22 protein-coding genes and 2 pseudogenes are annotated in these 25,687 nt (G+C 35.5%); 20 read left to right on the top strand and 4 right to left on the bottom strand.

Going from position 1 to position 25,687, the window contains the following annotated elements:
• Positions 1–1,134 (bottom strand): zinc-dependent alcohol dehydrogenase, encoded by a 1,134-nt coding sequence (locus ACFSMW_RS05385; RefSeq protein WP_390353669.1) that lies wholly within the window; start codon positions 1,132–1,134, stop codon positions 1–3.
• Positions 1,135–1,271: 137 nt separating this feature from the next.
• On the opposite strand from ACFSMW_RS05385, the gene ACFSMW_RS05380 reads away from it, so the two are divergent.
• From ACFSMW_RS05380 to ACFSMW_RS05295, 18 genes and pseudogenes are all read left to right on the top strand, one after another.
• Entirely contained in the window at positions 1,272–1,937 is a 666-nt protein-coding gene (locus tag ACFSMW_RS05380) for an ABC transporter ATP-binding protein (RefSeq protein ID WP_390353667.1), read from the top strand.
• Positions 1,927–2,757: an ABC transporter permease gene (locus tag ACFSMW_RS05375; protein ID WP_390353665.1), complete on the top strand. Its 831-nt coding sequence runs from the start codon at positions 1,927–1,929 to the stop codon at positions 2,755–2,757. The genes ACFSMW_RS05380 and ACFSMW_RS05375 overlap by 11 nt, the downstream gene beginning before the upstream one ends.
• A 60-nt stretch (positions 2,758–2,817) precedes the next feature.
• On the top strand, positions 2,818–3,135 hold the full coding sequence (locus tag ACFSMW_RS05370) for a class I SAM-dependent methyltransferase (RefSeq protein WP_390353663.1): 318 nt from the start codon (positions 2,818–2,820) through the stop codon (positions 3,133–3,135).
• A 229-nt stretch (positions 3,136–3,364) separates the two neighbouring features.
• Positions 3,365–4,093 (top strand): DUF421 domain-containing protein, encoded by a 729-nt coding sequence (locus ACFSMW_RS05365; protein ID WP_390353662.1) that lies wholly within the window; start codon positions 3,365–3,367, stop codon positions 4,091–4,093.
• A gap of 94 nt (positions 4,094–4,187) precedes the next feature.
• On the top strand, positions 4,188–4,394 hold the full coding sequence (locus ACFSMW_RS05360) for a DUF1657 domain-containing protein (RefSeq protein ID WP_390353660.1): 207 nt from the start codon (positions 4,188–4,190) through the stop codon (positions 4,392–4,394).
• A 293-nt stretch (positions 4,395–4,687) separates the two neighbouring features.
• Positions 4,688–5,452 (top strand): DeoR/GlpR family DNA-binding transcription regulator, encoded by a 765-nt coding sequence (locus ACFSMW_RS05355; RefSeq protein WP_390353659.1) that lies wholly within the window; start codon positions 4,688–4,690, stop codon positions 5,450–5,452.
• 21 nt (positions 5,453–5,473) lie between these two features.
• Positions 5,474–5,790 (top strand): annotated as a pseudogene (locus tag ACFSMW_RS05350) (VOC family protein); the annotation flags it as partial.
• A 376-nt stretch (positions 5,791–6,166) separates the two neighbouring features.
• On the top strand, positions 6,167–7,042 hold the full coding sequence (locus ACFSMW_RS05345; protein ID WP_390353657.1) for a GNAT family N-acetyltransferase: 876 nt from the start codon (positions 6,167–6,169) through the stop codon (positions 7,040–7,042).
• Between the two features lie 194 nt (positions 7,043–7,236).
• The gene (locus ACFSMW_RS05340; RefSeq protein ID WP_390353655.1) at positions 7,237–7,749 is read left to right on the top strand and encodes an AAA family ATPase; all 513 of its coding nucleotides are present in this window, start codon (positions 7,237–7,239) and stop codon (positions 7,747–7,749) included.
• A 363-nt stretch (positions 7,750–8,112) separates the two neighbouring features.
• Positions 8,113–8,796 carry a VC0807 family protein gene (locus ACFSMW_RS05335; RefSeq protein WP_390353653.1) on the top strand — a complete coding sequence of 228 codons (684 nt, stop codon included), beginning with the start codon at positions 8,113–8,115 and terminating at the stop codon, positions 8,794–8,796.
• A gap of 190 nt (positions 8,797–8,986) precedes the next feature.
• Positions 8,987–9,244 (top strand): DUF1572 family protein, encoded by a 258-nt coding sequence (locus ACFSMW_RS05330; protein WP_390353652.1) that lies wholly within the window; start codon positions 8,987–8,989, stop codon positions 9,242–9,244.
• 291 nt (positions 9,245–9,535) lie between these two features.
• Complete coding sequence (locus ACFSMW_RS05325; protein ID WP_390353650.1) at positions 9,536–9,943, top strand: VOC family protein; 408 nt, start codon at positions 9,536–9,538, stop codon at positions 9,941–9,943.
• The gene (locus tag ACFSMW_RS05320) at positions 9,933–10,184 is read left to right on the top strand and encodes a TIGR04104 family putative zinc finger protein (protein WP_390353648.1); all 252 of its coding nucleotides are present in this window, start codon (positions 9,933–9,935) and stop codon (positions 10,182–10,184) included. Before ACFSMW_RS05325 ends, ACFSMW_RS05320 begins: the two co-directional genes overlap by 11 nt.
• 548 nt (positions 10,185–10,732) lie before the next feature.
• Positions 10,733–11,512 (top strand): hypothetical protein, encoded by a 780-nt coding sequence (locus ACFSMW_RS05315; RefSeq protein ID WP_390353647.1) that lies wholly within the window; start codon positions 10,733–10,735, stop codon positions 11,510–11,512.
• A 20-nt stretch (positions 11,513–11,532) separates the two neighbouring features.
• Positions 11,533–14,083: pseudogene (locus ACFSMW_RS05310) on the top strand (type I restriction endonuclease subunit R); the annotation flags it as partial.
• A 292-nt stretch (positions 14,084–14,375) separates the two neighbouring features.
• Entirely contained in the window at positions 14,376–16,268 is a 1,893-nt protein-coding gene (locus ACFSMW_RS05305; RefSeq protein ID WP_390353646.1) for an ATP-dependent nuclease, read from the top strand.
• Positions 16,249–18,078, top strand: coding sequence for a UvrD-helicase domain-containing protein (locus tag ACFSMW_RS05300; protein WP_390353644.1), 1,830 nt, complete (start codon positions 16,249–16,251; stop codon positions 18,076–18,078). Before ACFSMW_RS05305 ends, ACFSMW_RS05300 begins: the two co-directional genes overlap by 20 nt.
• A gap of 62 nt (positions 18,079–18,140) precedes the next feature.
• Positions 18,141–18,815 (top strand): hypothetical protein, encoded by a 675-nt coding sequence (locus ACFSMW_RS05295; protein ID WP_390353642.1) that lies wholly within the window; start codon positions 18,141–18,143, stop codon positions 18,813–18,815.
• A 165-nt stretch (positions 18,816–18,980) separates the two neighbouring features.
• On the opposite strand, the gene ACFSMW_RS05290 is transcribed toward ACFSMW_RS05295, so the two are convergent.
• Positions 18,981–20,423, bottom strand: coding sequence for a hypothetical protein (locus tag ACFSMW_RS05290; RefSeq protein ID WP_390353640.1), 1,443 nt, complete (start codon positions 20,421–20,423; stop codon positions 18,981–18,983).
• Positions 20,424–21,361: 938 nt separating this feature from the next.
• On the opposite strand from ACFSMW_RS05290, the gene ACFSMW_RS05285 reads away from it, so the two are divergent.
• Positions 21,362–21,676: a hypothetical protein gene (locus ACFSMW_RS05285; protein WP_390353639.1), complete on the top strand. Its 315-nt coding sequence runs from the start codon at positions 21,362–21,364 to the stop codon at positions 21,674–21,676.
• A gap of 349 nt (positions 21,677–22,025) precedes the next feature.
• Positions 22,026–23,444 (top strand): tyrosine-type recombinase/integrase, encoded by a 1,419-nt coding sequence (locus tag ACFSMW_RS05280; protein ID WP_390353637.1) that lies wholly within the window; start codon positions 22,026–22,028, stop codon positions 23,442–23,444.
• 45 nt (positions 23,445–23,489) lie between these two features.
• On the opposite strand, the gene ACFSMW_RS05275 is transcribed toward ACFSMW_RS05280, so the two are convergent.
• On the bottom strand, positions 23,490–24,395 hold the full coding sequence (locus tag ACFSMW_RS05275; RefSeq protein ID WP_390353635.1) for a tyrosine-type recombinase/integrase: 906 nt from the start codon (positions 24,393–24,395) through the stop codon (positions 23,490–23,492).
• 300 nt (positions 24,396–24,695) lie between these two features.
• Positions 24,696–25,670 (bottom strand): NAD(P)H-quinone oxidoreductase, encoded by a 975-nt coding sequence (locus ACFSMW_RS05270; RefSeq protein ID WP_390353936.1) that lies wholly within the window; start codon positions 25,668–25,670, stop codon positions 24,696–24,698.
• Positions 25,671–25,687 lie beyond the last annotated feature (17 nt).

Genomic DNA, 25,687 nt, shown 5'->3' with positions numbered 1-25,687 from the left:
TTAAGGCTTTAGAATCACTTTGATACAGTTATCTTCTTTTTCGTGAAATATATCATAGGCATGAGCTGCTTCTGACAGGGGAAGCTGGTGGCTTATGATTTGTTTCGGGTCAAACTTCTTGTTAACAATTTGCTCATAAAGCTCCTGCATGTAAGCACGTGCCGGGGCTTGTCCCATTTTGATATTGACATTTCTTGCAAAAAACGGTCCGAGCGGAAACATATTGTACAATCCCCCATAAACCCCGGTTATTTGAAAGGTGCCACATTTTCGCACAGCTTTGGTCGCGATTTGAATCGGACCAAGTGTACCGCCCTGTAACTTTAGCTTCTGACCGATATATTCCATCGGTGACTTTTTGCCATCCATTCCAACGCAATCAATCACCACATCTGCGCCACCTTTAGTTATTTCTTTAAGCGTCTCGCCCATATCTTCATCTTCCAAGAAATCAAATACCTCCGTAAGGTTGGTGCGTCGAGCATGCTGCAATCTGTAGTCGATATGATCTACAGCGATCACCCTTTCTGCTCCTTTTAACCAGGCGAATTTTTGTGTCATCAATCCGATCGGTCCGCAGCCTAGCACGATAACTGTATCACCTTGCTTTACTCCAGCATTTTCCACACTCCAATAAGCTGTCGGCAGCACATCAGATAAAAAAAGCAGGGAAGCATCTTCCAATTCGCAATCCTGCGGAACTAGAAAGGGGGTATAGTTGCCAAAGGGGACGCGTAAATATTCTGCTTGTCCACCGGGAAAATCACCGAATTTTTCCGAGTAACCAAAATACCCGCCTGAATCATAATGCGGGTTTGCGTTATCACATTGGTTCTCATGATGATTGGCACAATATGGACATTTTCCACAAGCAACTGTGAAAGGGACGACTACACGGTCACCCTTCTTCACTTTTTTAACCTCCGGACCCACTTCTTCCACAATTCCCATTGGCTCATGACCAATAATGTAGTTGATGGGTAATGGAAAGTTCCCCAAATATAAGTGTAAATCAGATCCGCAAATTGCAGTAGAGGTAATCTTAACGATGACATCTTCCGGATCCTCAATTTTAGGATACGGTACTTTTTTCACTACAATTTCTTGTTTGCCTTGATAGGTGACAGCCTGCATCTCACTCTCTCCTTTATTATTCCAGATGAGTTTATGGTTCCCTTCAAAGTTGCATTTTTATGCATGAAAACCGGCGCGAAGATTTGTTTAAGCGGATTAGTAATTGGGTATTGCTAAGATGGAAAGGAGGGCTTTATTTGGCTATTTTCAAGCTTGAGAAAATAAAGGTGAACGATATTCTGGCCATCAAAGATATGGAAATTGGAACAAATAAGGTGACATGTATTACTGGGCAGAGCGGCAGCGGTAAATCCACTTTGCTGAGACTCCTGAATCGCTTGGACGACCCGGATGAAGGGAAAATTTATTTTGACCAGAAACCAATCCATGCAATAAATCCTTTGCTGCTGCGCAGTCAAGTTGTCATGGTCCCTCAAACGCCAGTCATTTTCGATGGTACCATTCGTGATAATTTGCAGATAGGCTGTACATTTTCTCGGATAAAGCCTGTTGATGATCAAAGACTAAAAAAAACGCTAGAAAAGTTAAATCTGGATAAAGAGCTTGATCAAGATGCAGAGGACTTGTCTGGTGGTGAGAAGCAGCGGGTTGCGCTTGGCAGAGTGATGTTGATGGAAAGCGCAGTGGCTTATTTGCTTGATGAACCTTCATCAGCTTTAGATGATACAACTGCGGAAGAAGTGATTGGCGGTTTTATCCAGAACGCCAGCGAAAATGAACGAAGTGTCATCATGGTCAGCCATGATAAAAATTTAGTCGGGCAATTCGCTGATGAAACGATTAATATGGATGATTACAGTTTGGCGATACATAGCAAGAAAGGGGATTCGCATGAATCATAGCGGGACGGTTGATTTAGCATTATGGCAGGTTGCCTCTGCTTATATATTTTTATTGATTGTTTTTATCATTGTCCGAATAAAAAAGATACCTCGCGAAAAACTGATTGTCATTTCCGCACTGCGGATGACATTACAGCTAATCCTTGTCGGATACCTATTAGTTTATATATTCAAATATCCAAACCCATGGATTACTTTAGTTATTATTTTTTTTATGCTGAGTTTCGCAGTTTTCAATGTCTACCAGCGTTCTAAAGCGACGCTGCATTTTGCGCTAAAAAAAATGGTCGGTGTCGCAATGTTTGTCGGGGTTGGCTTGAGTTTTTGTTATATGATGCTTATAGTGCTGCGGCTTGACCCATGGTATGAACCACGTTATTTCATCCCCATTGGCGGCATGATAATAGGGAAAACGATGACCGGTGTGGCACTTGGCGTTAATAATCTTGTCAACGGCATGAAAGAACAGAGACATACAATTGAAGGAGCACTGATGCTTGGGGCCACGCCAAAACAAGCAACTAAAGATATCATTAACCAGGCTTTTGATTCAGCTATGCTGCCGACAATCAATGCTATGGTGGGGATGGGAATCGTTTTTTTACCCGGTATGATGACAGGGCAAATCATTGCGGGACAGCAGCCAGTAACAGCTGTAAAATATCAAATCGCGGTGATGCTTGGTGTCGCCGGTACTGTTTCTATCACCGTACTCATTTTTTTACATCTTGCTTATAAAGCCTTTTTCAATGACCATTTACAATTTTTGCTGACAAAAAGAGATGCTAAAAAGGAAGATAAGCCTGTAGAATACAACTAATAAGCGAATGATTCCATAGCAAAATGACGTTTTAGTACACAAAAAATAACCATACAGTACTTGGCTAGAAACAGGAACGTAACTGTCACAAAACGGACGAATTCCTCTGTTTACACGTTCGATATTAAAACGGCTATGCGTGCGAAATTGCAAAAACGCCTGAAACAAGAACATGTCGACAACGTTTCTTTGTTAAACGAGCCTGTTGAAAATATTCCGCCGGAAGTTGAGTCTGTGGACAAAGTGATCGCTTCCATGGTGATGCATATGGACTTACGAAAAAAGTCTTCAAAAGCTCTATCGTGTGATGAAGCCGAATGGGGATGCCTGATTGTCGAGTGGAATAAGGTAGAGACTGAAGATAGCCCTCCATTATAATCATAGGTTTGGTAAGATTATTTAAAAGAGAAGCTAGGGAGCAGCGGTTTTCGGGATATTGTGAAATAAAGGATTTGTCTAAAGCAGTGTATGCCGCGGTGTTTCAAAAATAACCTCAGCAGATCAGAACGTTTATTTGTTTCTGGTCTGTTTTTTTGTTCCCGTGACTGGCATTTTTCAGATTATGAATTGCAACAAATTGGTCAAGACTAGCAATGGAGGTGTTAAAATGGAAATCTTCCTGAAATACATATTTACGCCCATCGCTGTTTTTCTGGTAGGATATATTTTATTACGTTTTATGGGTAAAAGGGCGGTTGCGCAGATGACGAGCTTCGATCTTTTGGTTGTTTTCATCATAGGCACGACTGTAACAGGACCGCTTTTGTCTAAAAAACTTGGCTTGACGACTTATTATGTTCTGGCGATCGCGTTGATATATGTTGCTTTTTCTTTATTGTCCATTCAAAATAAATTCAAAAAAATACTGATCAGCTCACCGACTGTATTGGTCAGAGATGGCAACATAGATGAAAATGGTTTACACCAAGCGAGAATATCAGTTGAGGGGTTGACGGGGCTTCTAAGACAAAAGGGATATACCAATATCGGGGATTTGTCCTCTGTCATTATGGAAGAGACCGGCCATATTAGCGCAATCCCCAAATCGGAAAAACGTGCGGTACAGCCGGCGGATTTGCAGTTAATGCCAAGCCCGGCATATATACCGATCCCACTGATCATTGATGGAGAAATCATCGATCATAATTTGAAATATGTAAATAAAGACAGGTCATGGCTGACATCCCAGCTGCAGGGTAATCAATTGGCAATGAGTGATCTTTCTTCTGTCACCTTGGCAACACTGAATCAACAAGGTTTTTTAGAAATAGATACGAATAAAGATAAAAGACGTCATCAAGGTATTCATCAATATAAACCCGGCAATCAAAATTAGTTGTTGACTTCCTGTTTTTGGCACTGTACCACGGATGATCTGCTACATGTTATTTTTATTTTGGGTAAATATATCATGTAGGAGGTGACCTCATATGACAGTAGGTACACAAATGCAATCGGCAGTCGCAAGCTGCCAAAGTGTCCTAGCCGATTTGAACACATTTGCTTTGGAAACAGAAGATAAAAATGCGAAACAGATGTTTCAAAATATGGCTCAGCAGCAACAAACAATCCTCGATAATTTGAATGCCCGTTTGCAGTATATACAATCCGAAGAGCCGCAGTTTAAACAGGGCTAACTTTTTCAAAGACCATCTCTCGCGATGGTCTTTTTTGAAGTAAAAAAAGAAAAGTTTACGTATTTTTGTTTTGTTAAGTTCCTCTTGCACAAAAATTTGCACGCAAGACTTTAATAGCAGCGATAAACAAACCTTGATGTCTTCCCATAAGCAGATCATCAGGAATAAACATGCACAAACACGAAGAAAAATATGTATTTATGAATAAAACGGAAAAACGTTGACAAACATGCAACTTAATGAAAAAATGTGAACAAACGCGAAAAATCCTATGCATGCAGGGAGGGGCAGCGATGTTCTCTGAGGAAAGAAGAAATGATATACTCAGGAAATTGCATCAAGAGGGGAGGGTTCTTGCTAAAGACTTAGCTGTAAACTATCAAGTCTCTATGGATTCCATTCGCCGCGATCTGCGAAGCATGGAACAAGAGGGATTATTGAAACGTACACACGGGGGAGCTGTGCCGTTACAGGAAATCAATACACCGGATCAATATGTTTCTCATGAAGAGATGAATGGCGGTCCGGATGATCATGCGATCGCAAAAATTGCGGCAAGGTTTATCAAAGAGGGTCAAACTATCTTTATCGGTGGCGCAGCGAAGCATGAAGCAATGCTCTCATATCTGCCGAATGATATCCCCTATACGATCGTGACAAATGCTGTTGAAATCGCATGCTATACTATGAAAATGAATAATATAGAAACTTACTTGATGGGAGGTAAAGTAAATAAGTCCGGCAGCATGACAGATGTGTTGGCTCATCAGTTTACCAGCCTAATGAGATATGACGTCTGTTTCCTATTTACAGAGGCTTTGACGGAAAGAGGTCTTACTACAGAGACACCGGAAATTGCTCTATTTTATCGACATATATGTGAAAATGCTACATCCATCGTGGCACTTGCAGGGCGTGACAAATTTAATGAAGATAAATTCGCCAAGATTTGTCCTGCAGAGAAACTGGATGTGATTATTACAGATCGGCATATTTCAGAGGAAAAAATGGACGTTTTCAAAGCTTTGGGTATCGAAGTGATTGTTGCTGTTGGATGATGGAACGTCCACAAACATAGTATGAAAATTATTGTTACCAGTATATAGTAGAAGATCAAGATAAGGCCCTGAAATTCTATACCGAGACCCTGGGCTTTGTAAAAAAGCATGATGTTCCCTTAGGGAAGTTCCGATGGATAACGTCGGTTTCTCCCGGTGATCAAGAAGGTACCGGGCTCTTGCTTGAACCGAATGACCATCCAGCTGTCAAAGAATATCAAGGAAAGTTATTTGAAGAAGGAATTCCCGTAACCATGTTCGGCGTTGTTGATATTCATAAAGAGCACCAACGACTATTGGAAAATGGTGTGGAGTTTACGATGGAGCCGACAAACATGTGAGGAGTCACCATAGCCTGTTTTTGATAATACATGCGGAAATCTTATTTAGATAATACAGCAGTAACTTTAAATAATCACGCTAATTTAACCGTCTATTGAAGGAACAGCTAATAGAAAAGCGTCAATGATGTTGAATGGTGGAAGCGGGGGGACAAGCTTAGCTGTCGAGATCATCATTTCTCAGGAGCAAGGACGTTATATCATCTCCGGGATCGGTTTTGGGCCTCATAGCAAAAATATTTATGCAGAGTAAACAAAACCAAAACATAAAGAAATTATTAGAGAACTAAACGCTACACACCTCTATAAACGCAACTTCGCAGGAACATACCCATTTTGTGAAGGGAATCATTATTCGAGGGGGAAGATTTGATTGACTACGACGCATTTACAGCCTAAATTGAAGGAAGTTGCAGAATTTATCGCAAAAATGAACTCCTTTCATAAACACCATATCGGTTTCTGTGGAAAGAAAACCGATGGCATTCTCCATACGCTTCAGGAAGACTTCACAGATATACCAGCGAAAGATGCATTTGTGACGGTTACACAGGAGAATGAAATTATAGGACTTTGTGGATTTGACGCTGACATAGAACGAGAAACTGCGGAAATATGGGGCCCATTTGTCTGTGGAACGAATGGATTGAACGTTTCGAAATTGTTATGGGAATCACTGATAAAAAAGATTCCGCATGATATCCATACTGTGTCCCTTTTTCCCGATCACCAAAACAAAAACGTACATGATTTTGCAAATTCATCTGGATTCAATTCAGTTAGTGAACAAACGATACTGACTTGTACTAAGAAAACTTTAAGGAAAAAGGAAAACAGTAACATAATCCCATTATCAAAGGATCATTATGGTTCTTTAATGATGTTACACGACCAAATCTTCCCTGATACATATCTAAATGGGAGAGAGATGATAGCACGATTAGGTGAAGAAACTTCTGCTTTTGGTTTAGTGGATAAAAGTGGAGAAGTATTAGGGTATATTTACGTAGAAGCTTACCCGGAATTTTTTGATGGAAGCATTGAATTTTTAGGAGTCAATCCATCGATACGCGGCGAGGGAGTCGGTAATGCTCTTCTGGCTACAGGGCTACAATGGTTATTTTCATTTGAAACTATCGAAGTAATTTCCCTGTGTGTCAATTCTAATCATTCACAAGCTATTCATATGTATAAGAAAATGGGTTTTGTTGTAGAACATGAACTGACATTGTATGAGAAAAATATATAAACTCCTTTATTTATTAAGATAAGACAAGGAAGCACACCGAAGAAAATTATACATCTATATTAAATTATTTTATGTAGTGCATTAATTTTCGACAGCTTTGAAAAGTGTAATTTCCTCACTCACATTAACTTGATAATCCTTCGCTACTGTCTTATTTATACTGAATGTCATTTCATGATGGATCAGGTGATTTTTTGAAAACAAATGCTAAACGAATACATATTATCGGCTCTGTTGGAAGTGGTAAAACAACTTTAGCCAAAAAGCTATCTTCAAGGTTAGATATACCGTATTACGAGTTAGATAATGTGGTTTGGAAGAGGTGTAAATCTGGAGATATAAAAAGAACCAGTCAAGAAAGAGATCTGTATCTACATAGAATAATACAATCCGATAATTGGATAATCGAAGGGGTACATAATGAAGATTGGGTCAGTAATTGTTTTCATCATGCAGAGTTGATTATCTTTTTGGATACCGATTATTCGATAAGAATATACAGAATTATAAAAAGGTTCCTTAAACAAAAACTTCGATTGGAAAAATCAAATTACAAACCATCTGTAAAGATATTTTTCAAAATGTTTAAATGGAATCGATATTTTGAAAGGGTGGTTAAGGTTAATTTTTTCAGCAAATATGGTAAATATGAAAATAAGATCGAAGTTATTAGGAACACAAGCGGTATGAAGAAATACTTCCAATAAATGCACAATTGTTATAAAAGTATGGCGTCTAATTCGCGGTGATTATTTCCTTTCATGAGTTTTATGATAAACTTGAAATCTGCTTTAACGAAGGAGAGAGAAGGTGCTAGACAATTAATCTGAAGAGGTGATTCTAATAAAAAAATTATCTTTTGAAATTATTATCTGGGATAAAGGTGTTACAGCTATTTTTATGAAGGTCCCTCACGGACAGCCACTTTGGTTCTATATTGTTTTTCCTTTAATACTAGGCGTATTTTTAATGAAAGACATTTACAGAATGCAATGAAAGAGTATGGATTAGATAGCAAAAAAGATGCAGTTGTTGACTAGACAATGTGCAAAAGGTGAGGTTATACAAAGATGGAAAAGAAAAATAGTAAAGGTAAAACGCTAGTTTTAATGGATATAATTTTCTATGCAGCAGTTCCTTTTATTATATGGAAATACGGCAGGGATATCTTTGGAGATTATGCTGCAATGCTGATTTCAACTGTACCTGGTTTTATTTACACTTGCTATCGTTTCTATGTGGAGAAACAATTTAACATTGCTGGGTTGTTTATTCTGGGATCATTAGTAGTAGGAACGGTTGTTGACTTACTGTCTGGTGGAGCCGAGCAAATGTTGTGGAATGGAATATATTTGAGTTTGGTATTTGTATTTATTCATTTTATCGCACTAATAATTAAACGCCCTCTTGCTTTATACTTTGCAGTTGATTTTGTATATCTGCAAGGGCACGCACGAAAAGATAGCACCTGGCTATTTTATCAAGAAGGAATTTTTAAATGGTTTCAGTTCATTCAGCTTGGTTTCATTGTCAGGGGTCTTTTTCTGGCTGGATTAAACACACTCCTCCTACAAAAATATGGTATTGACGGTTATGATAAAATGCTAATATACAGGCAAATTGCAGGTTGGTTCTTCAGTATTTTAATTACCGGCTTATTTATATACACAAACATTCCAATTAAAAGATTTTTGGACGAACAGGTTGAAAACAGGGAGGGTAATGAAAAAGCAACATTTTCAGGAGACTTCTAGGTTAAGCGCTTTCACCAATGGCTGTCAGCATCGTACAAACGGACTGGATTTTCTAATAAGGTTTTATGAGGGGAAAAATTCTCTATGACCCAATATAGTTATATTGCCTCACCCTTGAGATTACCAGCAGGTTCATTCGGTTCCAATCCTACAACATGCTATCCATTAAAGCGCTGTGGGGTCTGGTTAATTGACAACTGATGGGGAGAAATCTTCTAGAAATCGCGATCAAGAATTTGAAGATGACGTCTCGTCTAAACAGGAAATGATGATTATTTGGGAAAAGGGCTGGAACACACTTCTTGATACATTAAATGGATTAGAGAATCAAGGCCTGTTAAAGAATATAGCTATTCGAGGTGAAAAGCACACTGTACTAGGAGCTATTGAAAGACAAATGGCTCATTATGCTTATCACGTTGGTCAAATTGTTTATATAGGTAAATGATTAAAAGATGAAAGTTGGGAAACCCTTAGTATCTTCAAGGGGAAATCAGAAGAGTACCTACAGGAAAAGTTAAATAAACATCGGTCTTAAATATTAGCCTATACTCCAGAATCGGGCCATATAATGGGACAGTCAAATATTCAATAGGAGGGACGGTGAATCCCTATTACTTTTAATCTGCCATTAACAAGGTGCGTTTGTGTAACAACCTTATTCATTTATCGAGCCATTTAGTTGAACACAAAAGAAATCTGGTGTTAAAAATTTTTCTAAGAAAGGATGGTTTTAAATTTGGAATTTAACGACTTCACTGTAGCACAGATAAGAATAGCTAGACCTACTGATAAATTTGAAGAAATCATTGATTTCTATCAAAATGGCTTGGGGCTTAAACTAATTCAACAATTTAAAGGACACCGGGGTTATGAAGGAGTCATATTTGGATTGCCAGATGTTGACTACCATTTAGAATTCACCCGCCATATTGATGGTAGTCCTTGCCCTGCCCCAACAAAAGATAATCTCTTAGTATTTTATATAATTGATAAAAATGAAATTAATAAAGTATCGGAACGGTTAAGGAAAATGGGGTATACAGGGGTTGAACCGGAGAATGAATACTGGAAGAAGCAAGGGATTACAATAGAAGACCCAGACGGTTGGCGAATAGTATTAATGAATAGATCTTATGCCCAATAAATTATTGACGAGGAGCGATTCAATGTCACGTTGCACCAACTGCAATGATGAATGGAAGTTCAAAGAAGTTTTGTCACTCGGATTTTCAAAGAATGGAAAAGACTGCCCAAATTGCGGACATAGACAATACGTCTCTGCCAAAACCCAAAGAATGTTCACATTAGGGTATTTAAGTCTGATATTCGTTCCGTTTATTATTTGCCGTATAAAATTGAGCGATAAAGATGAGCCGTTATGGTAGGACTTAACGCTTATTCCAGAAAAGAGCCGACTGTGGAGCGAAAACAGAGATTTTATACTAACTGGCGAAGCTAATTTTAATAAGTATTGTTAAAGGAGTTGGTGTATCATGTGTGGGATTTGAAACAAAACACAGAAATAGAGATGTGGAAATGGACAATTAAGTTATTCTCTTGGATTAATTAATGGACAAATGATTTAAATTACATAAAATTGCTGTAAAAAGAAGGCAAAAAGGAGAATGGTCAATAAAGTATAAATCAAGAAATTAATTATTTATAGTTTACATAATATTTATACCTTGGAGACTCTTTTTAAATTATGGGACGTTCACATAATTTATGAGTAGAATAGTTGATTATTTGCACAGATAAAGCATATTATCGTTTAATATAATTTGTACAACTTTTATAGAAAATATACATATTTGCAGAATTACTGTTATATAAAAAACTTATATAGAATATCCAATTAATAAACACTACTAAAAATTACCATTCATACCATTATTTTTCTTGCACACCTTAATAAAAAAGGTGGTGTATTTGAATGGAATTTACTCCAGAAAACCTCTATGAAGAAGCTGAAAAATTATATGTACAAGAAGGATATTCTTGTACGAAGATTGAACAGGTATTAGGTCTCAATAGAAAAAAGGTTTCTGCTTATTTGAGGTCAAAAGATATAAAAGTAAAAGTTATAGCGGGAAATCATAATAAAGAAGAAATACAAGCAAAATATACGAAAGGGGAAGAAATGTTCCTAAAGGGAAGGTCTTTAAGAAATACTTCTAAAGAACTTAAAATTAGTCGAGCGGGATTTAGTAATTGGCTTAAACAAAGGGGACATATAATAAAGGCGAAGAATAACTTTAAATCAATAGATTTAGAAAGAAAATTGTTAACAGCAGAGAATCTGTTTAATAAAACTAACGCATTATTTAAATCTGCAAAGGAAGCAAACGTTAGCTTTTATGTACTAAGTAGATATTTAGAAGAAAAAGGCTATGATTTAAAAAGGGAAATATATAAAGTAGATGAATCAATATTTGAGAAAATTGATACCAGTATTAAAGCTTATTGGTTAGGAATGCTTTATGCGGATGCTTATGTAGACAATTTTAAAAACGTCCTTGAATTTTGTTTGAAAGAGGGAGATCGATCTCATGTAGAAAAATTCAAAGGTTTTCTACAGGCCAATAATTCAATTAAGACTAAAAAGGTCAAAGGTAAAAATGGGAAAGAATATTTAGCTGCACAATTATGTATATACAGAAAAAAAATAGTCGAAGACCTTATTAACCTTGGGTGCAAAGAAAAAAATCTTTAATCGATACGAAAAGATTTACCAAAAATCAATATACTGGACAAAATGTTGAACATGCAAAACTGCAATTTGAAACAAATCGTGATCCAAGTGAAACCGTATTTCAATTTAATAAACGTTTTCTAGTGTATTTTGCTGTTGACCACTTTGAAGTATTTATGACAACCAAACTGGAAAAAAACAAAACATACTTCTTACCTTTTAACCAAGGATCAAATGGTGCTGGGGAAGTTGGTGGAAAAGGAAACCCATCTAATACTGACGGGTATCCTACAGCATATTTATGGGAACAAGTTCTGCATCGTAATCAATTGATGGATATTATTGAACGGTTCATGAATTTTGAAGTGAAAAAGAATATATTAATATTCCCTCGCTACCATCAATTGGACGTCGTAAATAAGCTTGTACAAGATGTAGCAGAACATGGTTCAGGGAAAAATTATCTTATTCAACATTCTGCAGGTTCGGGGAAATCGAATAGTATCGCTTGGTTAGCGTACCATTTAGCTTCTTTACATGATAGAGAGAACAACCCAATCTATTCGTCTATTATTATCGTTACAGACCGGACAGTATTAGATCGACAGTTACAGGACACAATTACAAGTTTTGAACATACTATGGGACAAGTTGAAACAATTGGTGATAATAAATCATCTCAAGACTTAAAAAATGCAATTAACGATAAAAAGAAAATTATCATTACAACACTACAAAAGTTCCCTGTCATTTATCAAGAAGTCGATGCAGTAGAAGGAGAAAGATTTGGTATCATAGTCGATGAAGCACATTCCTCGCAAACTGGAAGAAGCGCACAAAAGTTAAAACAAGCTCTTGCAGATAAACAAGCATCACTTAAAGAGTATCAAGAAATTGAAGAAGATATAGAAAACCAAACATTAGATGACCAAGACCAACTCGTCCAAACGTTATTATCTCAAGGACAACACCATAATTTAAGCTTCTTTGCTTTCACGGCTACCCCTAAAGAGAAAACGATTGAAATGTTTGGTACAAAGCAAGCTGACGGTAGTTTTATGCCATTCCATATTTATAGTATGAGACAAGCGATTGAGGAAGAATTTATTTTAGATGTATTAAAAAAACTATATGACGTATAAAACCTCTTATCGTATTGCAAAAGAAATTGAGGAAAACCCTGAATTACCAAAAACAGAAGCAGTACGAGCAATTGCGCGGTATCAATCATTCCATCCTTGGGTATTACGACAAAAAACAGAAGTAATGGTTGAACAGTTTATAGAAGTAACAAAAAAGGCAATTGGTGGTAGAGCAAAAGCAATGATTGTTACCCCGTCACGTCTCCATGCTGTTCGCTATATGAAGGAATTTAAAGCTTATATTAAAGAAAAGGGTTATATAGATCTTGATGTACTTGTCGCTTTTTCAGGTTCTGTTACAGATGATGATAAAGAATACACGGAGTCGAATATGAACGTAACGAAAGATGGCGAGCGGGTTAAAGAGAACCAGCTAAAAGAAACATTTCATGGGGATGACTTTAATTTATTAATAGTTGCAGAGAAATATCAAACGGGTTTTGATGAACCTTTACTTCATACGATGTTTGTCGATAAAAAGTTACGTGGTGTGAAAGCAGTACAGACACTATCCCGTTTAAATCGAACGATGCAAGGAAAGAAAGATACGTTTATATTAGATTTTGTGAACACAGAAGAAGAGATATTAGAAGCATTCCAACCATTCTATGAAGTGACAACATTAAAAGAAGAAGTAAACTTAAATCTAATATACGACACACAAAGTAAATTACGTAAATTTGCTTTGTACAATGACGATGATATTACACAAGTGATGAAACTAGTTAAACAGGCACAAAAGAAGCAAGATGAGCGTTTATTAGGTCGTATATCTAGTTTATTCAAGCCTGTCATTCAGCGTTATGAGGACTTACCAGAAGATACAAAATATGAGTTCAGGGTGATATTACGTAACTTCGGGAAATGGTACAACTATGTTGCACAGTTAGATCGTACATTTGATATGGAATTACTAGAAGAAAACATTTACACAAGTTATTTATTAAAATTTATCCCTAAAGAAAAGCGTGAAAAGGTGGATATTGCAGATAAAGTAAAACTTGAATATTATAAGCTGCAAAAGGACTTTGAAGGCGAAATCATGCTTGTTGCTGAAAATGAAGAAGGTGGGCAATTAAAGCATCCCGAAGAATTTAATGCAAATGTAAAACCAGTTGAAGAGCGTGATTCGTTAGAAGAGATTATCCACCGAATTAACGAGCGATTTCCAGATGACTTTTCACCATATGATAGAGTTATAGTAGAAACATTGCATAAGGTATTTACAGAAGAACGAGATGCGAAAATAGTGAACATGGCTAAAAACAATAGCCAAGAAATGTTTGAAAATAGTTTGTTTAAAGACGTGTTCCTTGATCGAGTAATGGATGAATATACTAAAGATACAGAGGCTTACCAACGATTAATAGGAACAGATGATTCGTACTTTAAAACTGTTTATGCATTTATTGCTGCGGATGTTTATAAGACATTGCGTTCGGAAGTGTAAGGTAACAATAGATTATTAAAAGTTTTTTGAGAAAGAATAAAATTATTATCAACTAGGTCAAGTAAGGTATACAGAAGTAAAGGATAGAGAACTACAACTAGTAACAGATTCAAAAGATCAATATAGATTATCACAGCGAATGTCAGTCATTTAAAGAAAAGTTAGATGAATAACTTTTATGGTAACTGGAATTTTTTAAAACTTTTTACAATGTTATGATGGTTAGTTACTATTGTGGGTTTAAAGTAAAGGCTTTTCTAGCAATATTACATGAGAAATAAGGAGGAGAATAGTGTACATATCTAAACTAATTATCGATGGCTTTCGGTGTTTTAACGAAAAAACAGAAATACCTTTAAATAAAGGTCTCACAGTAATTATAGGGGAAAATGGTAGTGGGAAATCTGCAATCGTTGATGCAATTCGATTAATTCTGAATGATGATGAGTTTGGCAGATCAATGGTCTCTGGAGGAGACTTTAGGCACTCATTTGGTAATGAAGGAAATAATGAATCTAGTGCAAGCTTTCAAATAGATATAGAGTTTTCTGGAATGAGATCTATTGAACAAGTTGCATATTTACCTTGGTTAAAAACGGAGGATTTAAGTACAGCAACTTTACACTTAAAAGTACAGAATAAAACAACTCAAAATAAACACTACAAAAAAGAGATATGGGGCGGAAATTCATCTAGTAGTAGTTTTGAGTGGGATACATATAAATCTATTAAATGTACATATTTACCGCCATTAAGAGATGCAGAGCATCGTCTTAGGAACGTAAGGGGATCTAGATTATCCCGGTTAATTACAAAAATAGACCCAGAAAATACTGCAAAGGAACGTTTAGTTGATACGGTTAAGCAAAACAATCAGGAACTGTTAAAAGATGAATTAATTGTAAAAGCAAAAACTAACATTAAATCACGTTTAGTAGAGGCATTGGGAGAAAATCTCGCTCAAGATATCAGTATTTCATTTTCAGATACGCGATTTGAAAGAATTATTGAGAATCTAAAGTTATTGTTTTATCCATTTTTGGATGTTAACACGTCAATAGATAATTATAGAGAACTGTCTGAGAATAGTCTGGGCTATAACAATTTATTATATTTGGCAACAGTTCTTGCTGAATTAGAAGACGTAAGTAAACAAGAGATATCTAATGAAATCTTACTTATAGAGGAACCTGAAGCTCACCTTCATCCGCAACTTCAGACAAAACTTCTTGAATATATTCAGAAACAAGCAGAGATTAAAGGGATTCAAGTCATAGTTACTACACATTCCCCTACAATAGCTGCTTCAATAGATCTTGATAATATGCTTGTTGTTAATAAAAATGAATTAAATAGAAGCCCCGTTATAGTACCCTTAAAGAATGTGGGGCTAAAACCAAAGCAACAGTTCTTTTTACAGAGATGGATGGATATTACTAAATCAACTTTACTTTTTGCAAGAGGTATAATTCTAGTTGAGGGGATTGCAGAGGCACTAGTTGTTCCGGAGTTAGCAAAAAGGGTTTTACACAAAAAATTAGACTCAAAAGATAAAATTTCAGAGTACTCATTAGAAGAGTATAGTGTTTCAATAATAAATATGGGAGGCATATATTTTGATTCATTCTTTCAGTTATTTATAAATGCAGAAAAAAGTGGAGAAGGAATCCCTATTAGATGTGCTGGAATTACAGACTGTGATCCAGTAAAGGATTCGACCCCTTTTTATGAAAACCAATGTGATTGCAATAATTCAGCTTTAAAGCTACAAACAAATATAAATAAAAGTGAGTATTGCCGTTTATTTAGTAATTTGAAAACCTTTGAGTATGATCTAGCTCTACACGAGGAAAACTTTTCTATAATGTCCAATATCCTTCTTGATATCATAGAAACTGAAGGGTCTGTAAAAAAACAAATTAAGGAGAATGTGAAACTATTTCCAAGTGCCGCTGATAGTGAAAAAGCTAAAATGGCTAAATATTTATTGGACAAAATAGATGATTCTAGGATTTGCGGTAAAGGTATTTTTTCACAACAATTGGCCTATAAACTCGCAAAAGATGATATTGATTTCACTGTACCTAAATATATTGAAAATGCAATTTTATGGGCATGTAAACTTGAAGCAAAGGGAGTGAATACAGCTGGTAAATCAAGTACTGTTGAAAAACCAAACGAATAAAATTGATTTGGTACAATCCGTTTTAAAACATAAGGATATACTAAATACTTCATCACAACAAGCTGATTTTGTATTACAACCATTAAACTATGGTTGTTTCCTTAGTGCCTGTCCGGGAAGTGGAAAAACTCATTCTGTTAGTCTAAAATTTGCCTATGAAATAAACAATTGGATTTCTAAAGCCAGTGGTATAGCAGTTTTATCTTTTACAAATAATGCTGCGGATGAAATAAAGAAAAGAGCAAATTACTATCTTGAAGAAAAGTCTGTTGGTTACCCTCACTTTGTCGGAACGATTGATAGTTGGATACATGCATATATTTTCCATCCATTTGCTAAAGAAGTTACCGGTTTTATTGGGCAAAACAATGACTACACTCATAAATTAATTCAAGAAGGAAATCATGGTCCGTGGATAAAAAATTATAGTTATAAAAGTGTTTCAATATTAGATTATACATTTGATAAAAATGATGAATTATTGCCTACCAATGACAAAATAAGGATTGACAATAATGCATATACAATTAATACATTATTAGAAAGAAAATTAAAGTTTGCTAAGGATGGTTTTGTTACTTATTCAGATATAGAATACTGGACTTATAAGGTATTACAGAAGAGAATTGATATATTGCATTTAATCGCACAAAGATTCCCATTTATTATTATCGATGAATGTCAAGATTTATCTGAGATTCAACTTGAAATTTTTGAGCTTTTAAAACAGGCAGGAGTTTCAATCCATTTAGTGGGAGATTTAGACCAATCAATATATGAATTTAGGAACGTATTTCCTGAAAATGTAAGAGGAAAAATTATAACATGGGGTTTACGAGAATTAGAATTAAGTACTAATTATAGAAGTGTGCAACAAATATGTGATGTGATTACCAAGTTATCTAAAAAACAACAAATAATTGGTACTAAATCAAGTCTCAATAAAAGCTGTTTGCTTTGGGTTTATGACAAAAATGAAGATATGCAAAAAATCAGAGATGCTTTTATCAATTTATTAAAAATGAGAAATATAAATATCGAGGATGCAGCAGTAATTGCTAGAGGTTCTTCATTGGTAAATAAACTAAAAGGCTATGAAGAAAATAATAACTTAAACAAGGTTAAGAATAGTATTACATATAAGATAGCTTCTGCAATGGCACACTGGCAAGCAAGTAATGTTTTAGATAAACAATATGCTTTACAAACCTATGGAAATGTATTAGTTGATTTGGTTTATGAAGGGAAAGGAATTAGGAGAGAGAATATTAAGACACCTTATTCTTATCAACCAATGGAATGGCGTTTAATACTTAAAAACTTTCTTAATAGGCTTGTTGATTCTAGTGACTTCATGAAAAACGGTGTCGAAGAGCAGACATGGAAAGATTGGATTAAAAATGTCTTAAAGACTGAGTTTAATCTATATATGAGTGAACTTAAAGAAGTTCAAATTACTTTCGAAAAAGTATCTGCAAGATTGAGATCCCCTAATAAACTTACTGAGACTCCAATTTCTAAAAGCCTTTTGGCACGAAAAGCAAGTTCTAATTCAAAGATAAAAGTGGATACGATTCACGGTGTAAAAGGCGAATCTTATAAGGCTGTTCTATTTGTTTCTTCAGTTTCAAAAAACTCCGATGGAGGTCATTTTGAGCAATGGCTCCAGCAAGGAACAGAAGCAAATAGATTTGCATTTGTAGCATGTTCAAGGCCACAAGAACTATTGGTGCTAGCTATTCCTAAGAATAATAAAGAAATACTCGATCTTGGCTTTTATCAAGATCAGTTGGAGGAATATTACTCATAAAATTAAGAAAGTTACTAAAAGGTATGGCGGATTATGGTTATTAGCTGTATAAGTCTTAGGTAATGAGAATGGAAGTATTTTCAATAATATATAGTGTTTATTTAAGTTATAAAAAGGGTTGGTGTCTTTGTAAGGTGATGGATAAAATTGATCAATTAGATTATGCGGAAACTGTTGATAAGATTATAGAATTAAATAACTTTGCAAACAATTTTTGGTCTAATAGTATTGGTTGGGCGCCTATTGAAGCAGCGAATTTATTGAGCAAGTCAAGATTAGATTGGCAAGTTTCATTATCTTACTCATTGAAAAGATGGGATATTTCACCTCAACATGGAGCAAGGGATGGTGATCTAATTTTGGCTTGGGTAAATCTTGGTGCATTGGTAGAGGGAACTTTAAAGTTATTTCTTTCTGTATATTTCAATGATTACTCCGAGGATGAAGATAGTATAAAAAATAATAAAGGACTGGTAGAACCTGACTCTATCAAGTTTGATAGACTAAGGCAATTTTTTAATAAAAAAATATGGGAGTCAATAGAAACAGAGGAATTTGATGCATGGGTTTTAAAAATACAACAACGTAGAAATATTATTCATGCCTTTAAGAATAAGGATATCGGGGATTTTTCAGAATTTGTCTCTGATACAAATAAATACCTAGCCTTTCTCATGTATCATTTAGATAGACTACCATATCCAGATTGTCCATATGGAACTAAACACCGTTTATAACACACGAAGTTTATTTCGATTAATACTAATTATGTATTATGTATATGGACCAGTAGCAAATAGCTCTTAGTCTTTTAAAAGGTGAAATGGAATACAATGAGATCCATCAACTTGATGGATCTCTGCTCATGGTATGGGTATTAAGTTGTGTTATTTAAATCTTTATTAGGAAACAATTTTTCTCAAAGTTGACACCTTTTGCTTAAAACGGGAATCATCCTTCATTTTATCAAGTGGTCCAGAAAATGATTCTATTTCCTTAATTAGTTCTGTTACTGCACTAGATGTAATCTTTATTTTAAGAACTTCTAGCAACTCTCTAAATTTACTTTGGCACAACTTGAATTGAAGACTACTAGATATTGTTTCGTCATTAAAGGATAATATTGCTATTAGGGCCTGATTAGAATCAAATTGCTTTATTAAACCTGTATAAATAGGGTCAGCGTTCCATGCAGTTCCATGACCATTTGTTAAGAAAGCCTCTACTAGTGTTAGAACATACTTTTTATTAACCTGTTCCGGAATTTTTGAATCACCTATTAAACGCGAAAGTTCCCTAGCAAGGGGAGGTTCACTATAAAAATTATTAGTTCCCCTATGTGCTATTAGTAAGTCATCTAAGGCTGTCTCGATTTCAGCTGCCCTCAATCCATCTGGAATATAAGATTCAGCTGATACAATTTCTAAAAATGCTCTAGCGTAATTCTGTTCTTCCTGATCATTATTGGCTACAAACTTTCCATACTTAATACCAAAGAGGTTTTTGGTGTTTTCATCAACCAGTCCCCACAAATATGGTAATAACCGATGTATGTTCTCACGCACTTGAGTAGTAGTATCTGTTCTTGTATATATTCCGAATAATCCCTGAGCTAATGTATTGGACTGTTCTTGGGAGAAGTCCTGAAAGAAAGAAGCAATTTGCTTAGCTTCCTCTTCGCTAATTACATTTACTTTTATATTTGTTAATAATTTTTTTATTTCTATTGTAATATTAGAGAGTGGAAGAGATATAACTTCATTTATACAGGTTTCCAGCCATGATACAATTTGTAATCCAGTTAGTTCATTCTGATTTGGATGTGCAGCGCTTGCCCAATTTCTCATATACCTTATATAATCTAAATGTTTGAAGCCTAATTCGGATATCAATCCTATTTCTTTAGCACCATGAATAAGTTCACTGTCATCTATCTTGTCTAAATCAGATTCATCTTTTAAGCGTTTTCTTTTTTCTTGGCTTTTAACCGCATTATCAAAAAAGTAATTTAAATCATAATGGACAACTCTGTTTCGCAATTCATTTATTGTTTCGTCCCATAGATAATTTAAAGCTGCATCAAATAGTCCTGCGGTTACAGCTGCTACAAACTTAGATATGTATAATGAATTACTCCTAGACTCTGGGCTAAGATTAAATAGCGCATCGGGGATATTTCTATACACATTAATTCGCTGTGGAACTGGAACAAGAACTGAGTCAGAAGGTAATCCACTTTCTTGCAAATATGTTATTAATCCCTTTTCAAACTTAAATAGATCCAGACTAGTATCTTGTTGTTCTTTCAAATTTCCAGAAGTGGTGGTTGAAATTTCATTATTCATTTCTTTATCCTCCCTTTAGTTAGTTTTATAGATTAAATCGTAATCAGTATTTAATATAACAATCTAATAAATGTATTCAGACATTCGAGTATATACAAATTTTACCATAGTTATTGTATTACGTAAGTAAAATGTAATATAAAACGCTCAGTTTATTCCTGAGCGTTTCGTTTAACTCCTATATAAGCTATTTATTGCTCACAATGTAAAATACATCTCAAAAAGGAAGGTAGTCTATACATTTTTGCCCCTTAGACCACCACGGTGAACCATATCATAAATAGACGCAAAAAATGTTCCTTACGAGAATGGAACAACGACATCAGTCGATGTGAATATATTCGAAACGCTTTTCGGGGATGTAAAAGGGATTCTGACCTAAGCCTTCAATAAGGTGATTACAGCCATTGAAATTTACCACCTGTGACATATTATTTACCATCGAATGACATTAAATTTACCACTAAATGCCTATTTACAAACCCACTAGTAATTTACTACTAACTACAGCTTTAGTTGCTTTCCCTTGACCGCCGTGCCACTTTTTAGTAATCGCTGGAAGGGGGCGGGGCCACGCCAGCGGAACTTAGAAGTGATTGTCCGTGGTACGCTGCTGATGCGGATGTAGCCCTAAAGGCTGTTTTTCCACCATCCGCCATCAAAACCGCCACCACGGACACAAACAAGGTCAAGGGTGATGGGGCTAGTATCTGTATCAGTATCAATACTCACTGAATCATCCTATGGTAAAAGTATCTGTAGCAATTAAATTCATTGATACACTCATTGGCAATTGGTGGTAAATAACATGACAAGAGCGGTAAATCAATACCATAAACACAATCTCATAATAAATGAGAGTAGATATAATGAGTAGGAATATCGATACTTCTATCTGTACATAATACATGGAAACTAATTAAACAGGTGGTTTCATAATGAATGTTAAATGTATCGAAGCAGAGGTAAGTTCAACAGTGGCAAATATGTTTTTAATTGACTCCATTATAGATGTGGATTTTGGGTCAAATAGCAGCAATTTAACTATTCGGTATGTATTACAATTGGAAGAAGCAAATAGAATTTGTTCATTTGGAGAAATTCAGAGTGATAAGAATCTAGTAGTATTAAATGGGAAGTTGGTTAGTATGGATAAGGTGTTAGAACTGTTAGATCATGAAATTATTCTTGATTGTGTGAAAGGTAAATTGATTACTGATAACCCGTTAAATTCATTCTTCTTTGGAATATAATTCACTAAGTTCTTTAAGCAAAAAGTTATCGTAGTATTAATAATTTGCAGTAGGATATAAAGAAACAACTATACCTCATTCCATTGTGGGATTTATTGTAGGTGAAATCTGTGATGGTTAGTGTCAGATTATGCAAACAAGAAACTAGTCCCTTATATTTGTATGCATAATATATAACTCTTTTGTTACATTTAATCATAATATGTTAATATAATACCAAGATTAGAAATATAATTAAATATTTTTAAAAAAGGGAGAACCCCAAGCTATACAAGGTAATCGAATTCCGTATTCGAATATCCATTGTATTAGGCTTGGGGTTTTTTTGCTTTGAAAAGGGGAGTACACAATGAATAAAATAAGTCTTATACCAAAAAGCACATTAGAAGAAGCCTACAAAGATCAGGAACAAATAAGTGATTGGTCCACTAATTCAAAGAATGCATATCGTAGAAATGTAAAAAAAGTCTCGGGGCATATGAGAAGTGTTGGATTAGAACCGACAATTGAGAATGTAACATATCAGTACTGTATGCAGTGGAAAAAAGATCATGCTGGAAAAAACCCGAATACATTAAATCAGCAAAAAAGTACAATGACATCAATATTCCGACATTTAAATAACGCAAATATTATAGAAGGCAATCCATTTTTAAATGTAAATATTAGCGATTATACAGCTGATCAATACTTATCAAAAGACCTGACACTTACAGAGCTTTATCAAGTTTATAAAGCAGCACATGATTTACAAGCAGAAGGGGTAAACGTTTTACTACCGATGTTAATCGAAATCTATACGGGACTCCGTTCGACCAATTTGAAGCAATTAAAAGTTCGAACGCTGGATCTTGAGATAGGGGGACTACGAATTGAATTTGGGAAAACAGGTACAGATGAAAATAATCAAGAAGAAACAACCCCCAACTCTAAGCATAGAGAAAGTTTCATCCCATTGCCACCAAAGGTACTGTCTGTATTTAGCGATTATACAAAAGTAGCCGATCCTGAAGATTCCCTCTTGTACGGTCTAAGAGGAAAGCCATTTGCAAATAAACAAATGAATTACATTGTAAAAAGAATATGTGAACATTTAGGCTGGCTCAAGTATTCAGTAGAGGATGACGAGAATAGTGAATCAACGACTAATAAGAAAAAGAAGAAAGAAATAAAGACCGATCAATATTTTACACCACATGGACTACGCTATACTATCGCAACCATATTCCACGAAATGGGTGTAGAAGACAATGCCATTCGATTGCTCTTGTTACATTCAAAGAAAACGGAGTTGGGTGCATTGGAACGGTATCTTCGACGGGATACACGGGAAGTAAAACAATTACGAATGGTACAACTCTTATTAGAAACTGTACTGGAAACAGCATTAGAAATGGATGAGAAATTTGGCGTTCAAATGGATTTAGAAGCTATCTACGAACAGTTACCTGTAGCATTTGAAAATCAGATGAAAAATGTTTACGCGGTACACTTATTTAAAGAGCAGATTATTCGATTCACGATGTCTAAAATGGAACAGGCGTTAACGCAATCAGCTGCTGTTCCGAATAATGTAACCTCCATGTTTCCAATGAGAGAAGGACATTCATCAATGGAACCACATCCATACATGGCAAATCCATATCAAAATGGTTACCAAGCAGGGATGGGAATGCAAATGGCGGTAAATGCACAACAACCACATCCGGTTCCGAACGGATTTTATCCATCAACTATGGATAAAAACTACTTATTCATAAGAAAATAACTACCTCGGAAAAGGTAGTTATTTTCTCTACAAGTTGATGATGTTCTAAAAGATGTTAAACGAATCAATGGCTTTCTTTTTTTGTTCAAACTCGACATGCGTATAAACTTCCGTTGCTGTAATACTTTCATGACCTAACAATTCTTGAAGTGTTCTGAGTTCAATATTCTCTTTATTTTCCTGCAGCATAAGCGTTGCAAAGGTATGGCGTAAATGATGTAATGAAAAGCGAGAGGGGGGCAGACCTGCTTTTTCTAATGCTTTCTTAAAGATTAAGTGTAATCCGCGCGGATTAAGTGAAACGCCATTTTTATTCAAAAATACAGGCTCTGTTGGATATATTTGAAATTCCCTCAGCGTTTCTTTATATTCGTATAGTAAGGGAATAAGGGCTGCATGTAATGGTAATAATCTTTCCTTTTTCCCCTTACCAAAAACACGTATGGTTTGATTCGATAAATTTATTTGTTCCCATGTTAGTGCCACTAATTCTGAGCGTCTCATACCAGTCGTAGCAAGTAATTTAATCATGACTTCATTTCGTATTGATAAAGAAGAATCGTCATTTTCTATTGATCGAAATAGTTGCTTGAGATCATCTAGTGTCATATAGACAGGAAGATTATCATCAAACTTTGGTTTTTCAATGCTGTCCATGAAGTTATTAGAGAGAAATTTTTCTCGTATACAATACTTGGTAAACGATTTTAAACAGGATATTTTCCGATTGATTGACCTTGGTTTTTGTTTCTGTTTACCAAGTTGATTTTGGATAAAGCGACGTACTTGGGTCGTTGTAATGTCAGCCAAACCGGTAGAGCAATCATGATCACATAGAAAGGCTAGAAATTGATCTAAATCATACTCATAACTGATAACCGTATGGGTAGAGTAATTTTTTTCAATCTGAATGTACAAAATGAATTCGTCAATCGCAGCTTTTAGTTGCAATGGTAAAACCTCCTAAAAAAGTAAAGTGATTAGACGATAATTCATTATCTGTACAAAAACTCAACATTATCGTTCAAAAGAGGGATTATCGTACACATGAATATTTCAAATAATTATAAGGAATGTGCCGAAGGTATGTTCCAAAGTACAGTTATTATAGGAACTATAGGGAAGAACGTTATTCTTGGCCTAAATTAATCCTAGTTTACATAATATATATTATAGGAACTTACGATAAAAAGTCTCAACTCTAAAGTATACTTGTGATATTGAGACAAAAATGAAAAATAACGTGAGAAATTAATCCCACGTCAAAATAATTTTACCGATGTTTTTATTATCTTCCATATGTTGATGTGCTTTCTGTACATCTTGGAACGAAAATGCGCGATCAATGATCGGCTTGATTTTATTTTGTTTAAACAGTGGCATTGCCACATCCATAAACTCTTTAGTAAGATCTGCTTTATATTGATCGCTTCTTGGTGTCAGCAATGTGCCTGTAATTTGTACGCATTTCGACATCAGCGTCATTAAATTCATTTTTTCTACTGTACTGCCGCCAAGTGTTCCAATAAGCACCCATCTGCCTTCCTGGCTGATGCTTTTGGTATTCATTTCCCAATATTTTGCACCAATGAAGTCAAGAATGACATTCGCACCTTGATTTTCAGTTGCTTTTAGTACTTCGTGGTCGAACGATTCTTCTTTGTAGTTGATTAAAACATCGGCACCAAGCTCCTTACAGACAGCTAGCTTTTCTTTTGATCCGGCGGTGGTCATTACTTTAGCTCCTGTAATTTGTTTGGCCAGCTGTATGGCAGCGGTACCTACACCACTTCCTCCTGCATGAATCAGCACTGATTCACGCCGCTGCAGCCTGCCGTGCCAGAATAAAGTTTGATAAGCAGTCAAGAAAACTTCCGGAATTGCTGCCCCCTCCTCAAATGTAAATGAGTCGGGTATCCTCATCGCTCTTTCTGCAGGCATTACAGCATATTCCGCATACCCCCCACCATTAACAAGTCCCGCAACTTTCTCGTCCTTTACAAAATTTGTACCGTTGGAGTCGATAACTGTGCCAGAGACTTCTACACCTAAAATGGGGTTTTGAAGGTATGACATTTTTCCTTCCCTGGTTATAATGTCTGTCCGGTTCAAAGCAGCTGCATGAACCTTGATCAATATTTCCCCTTTTCGCGGTTTCGGAACAGCAACATCAATCAGTTCCAGTTGTTCTGGGCCACCGGGATTTTTCGCATGTACGCCAAGCATTTTTTGTTCATCTCCCT

Source organism: Tigheibacillus halophilus (genome assembly GCF_042683165.1).
GTDB lineage: Bacteria > Bacillota > Bacilli > Bacillales > Amphibacillaceae > Tigheibacillus > Tigheibacillus halophilus.
Note: the sequence above shows the minus strand (reverse complement) of the source record. Positions and strands in the feature narration are given on the sequence as shown.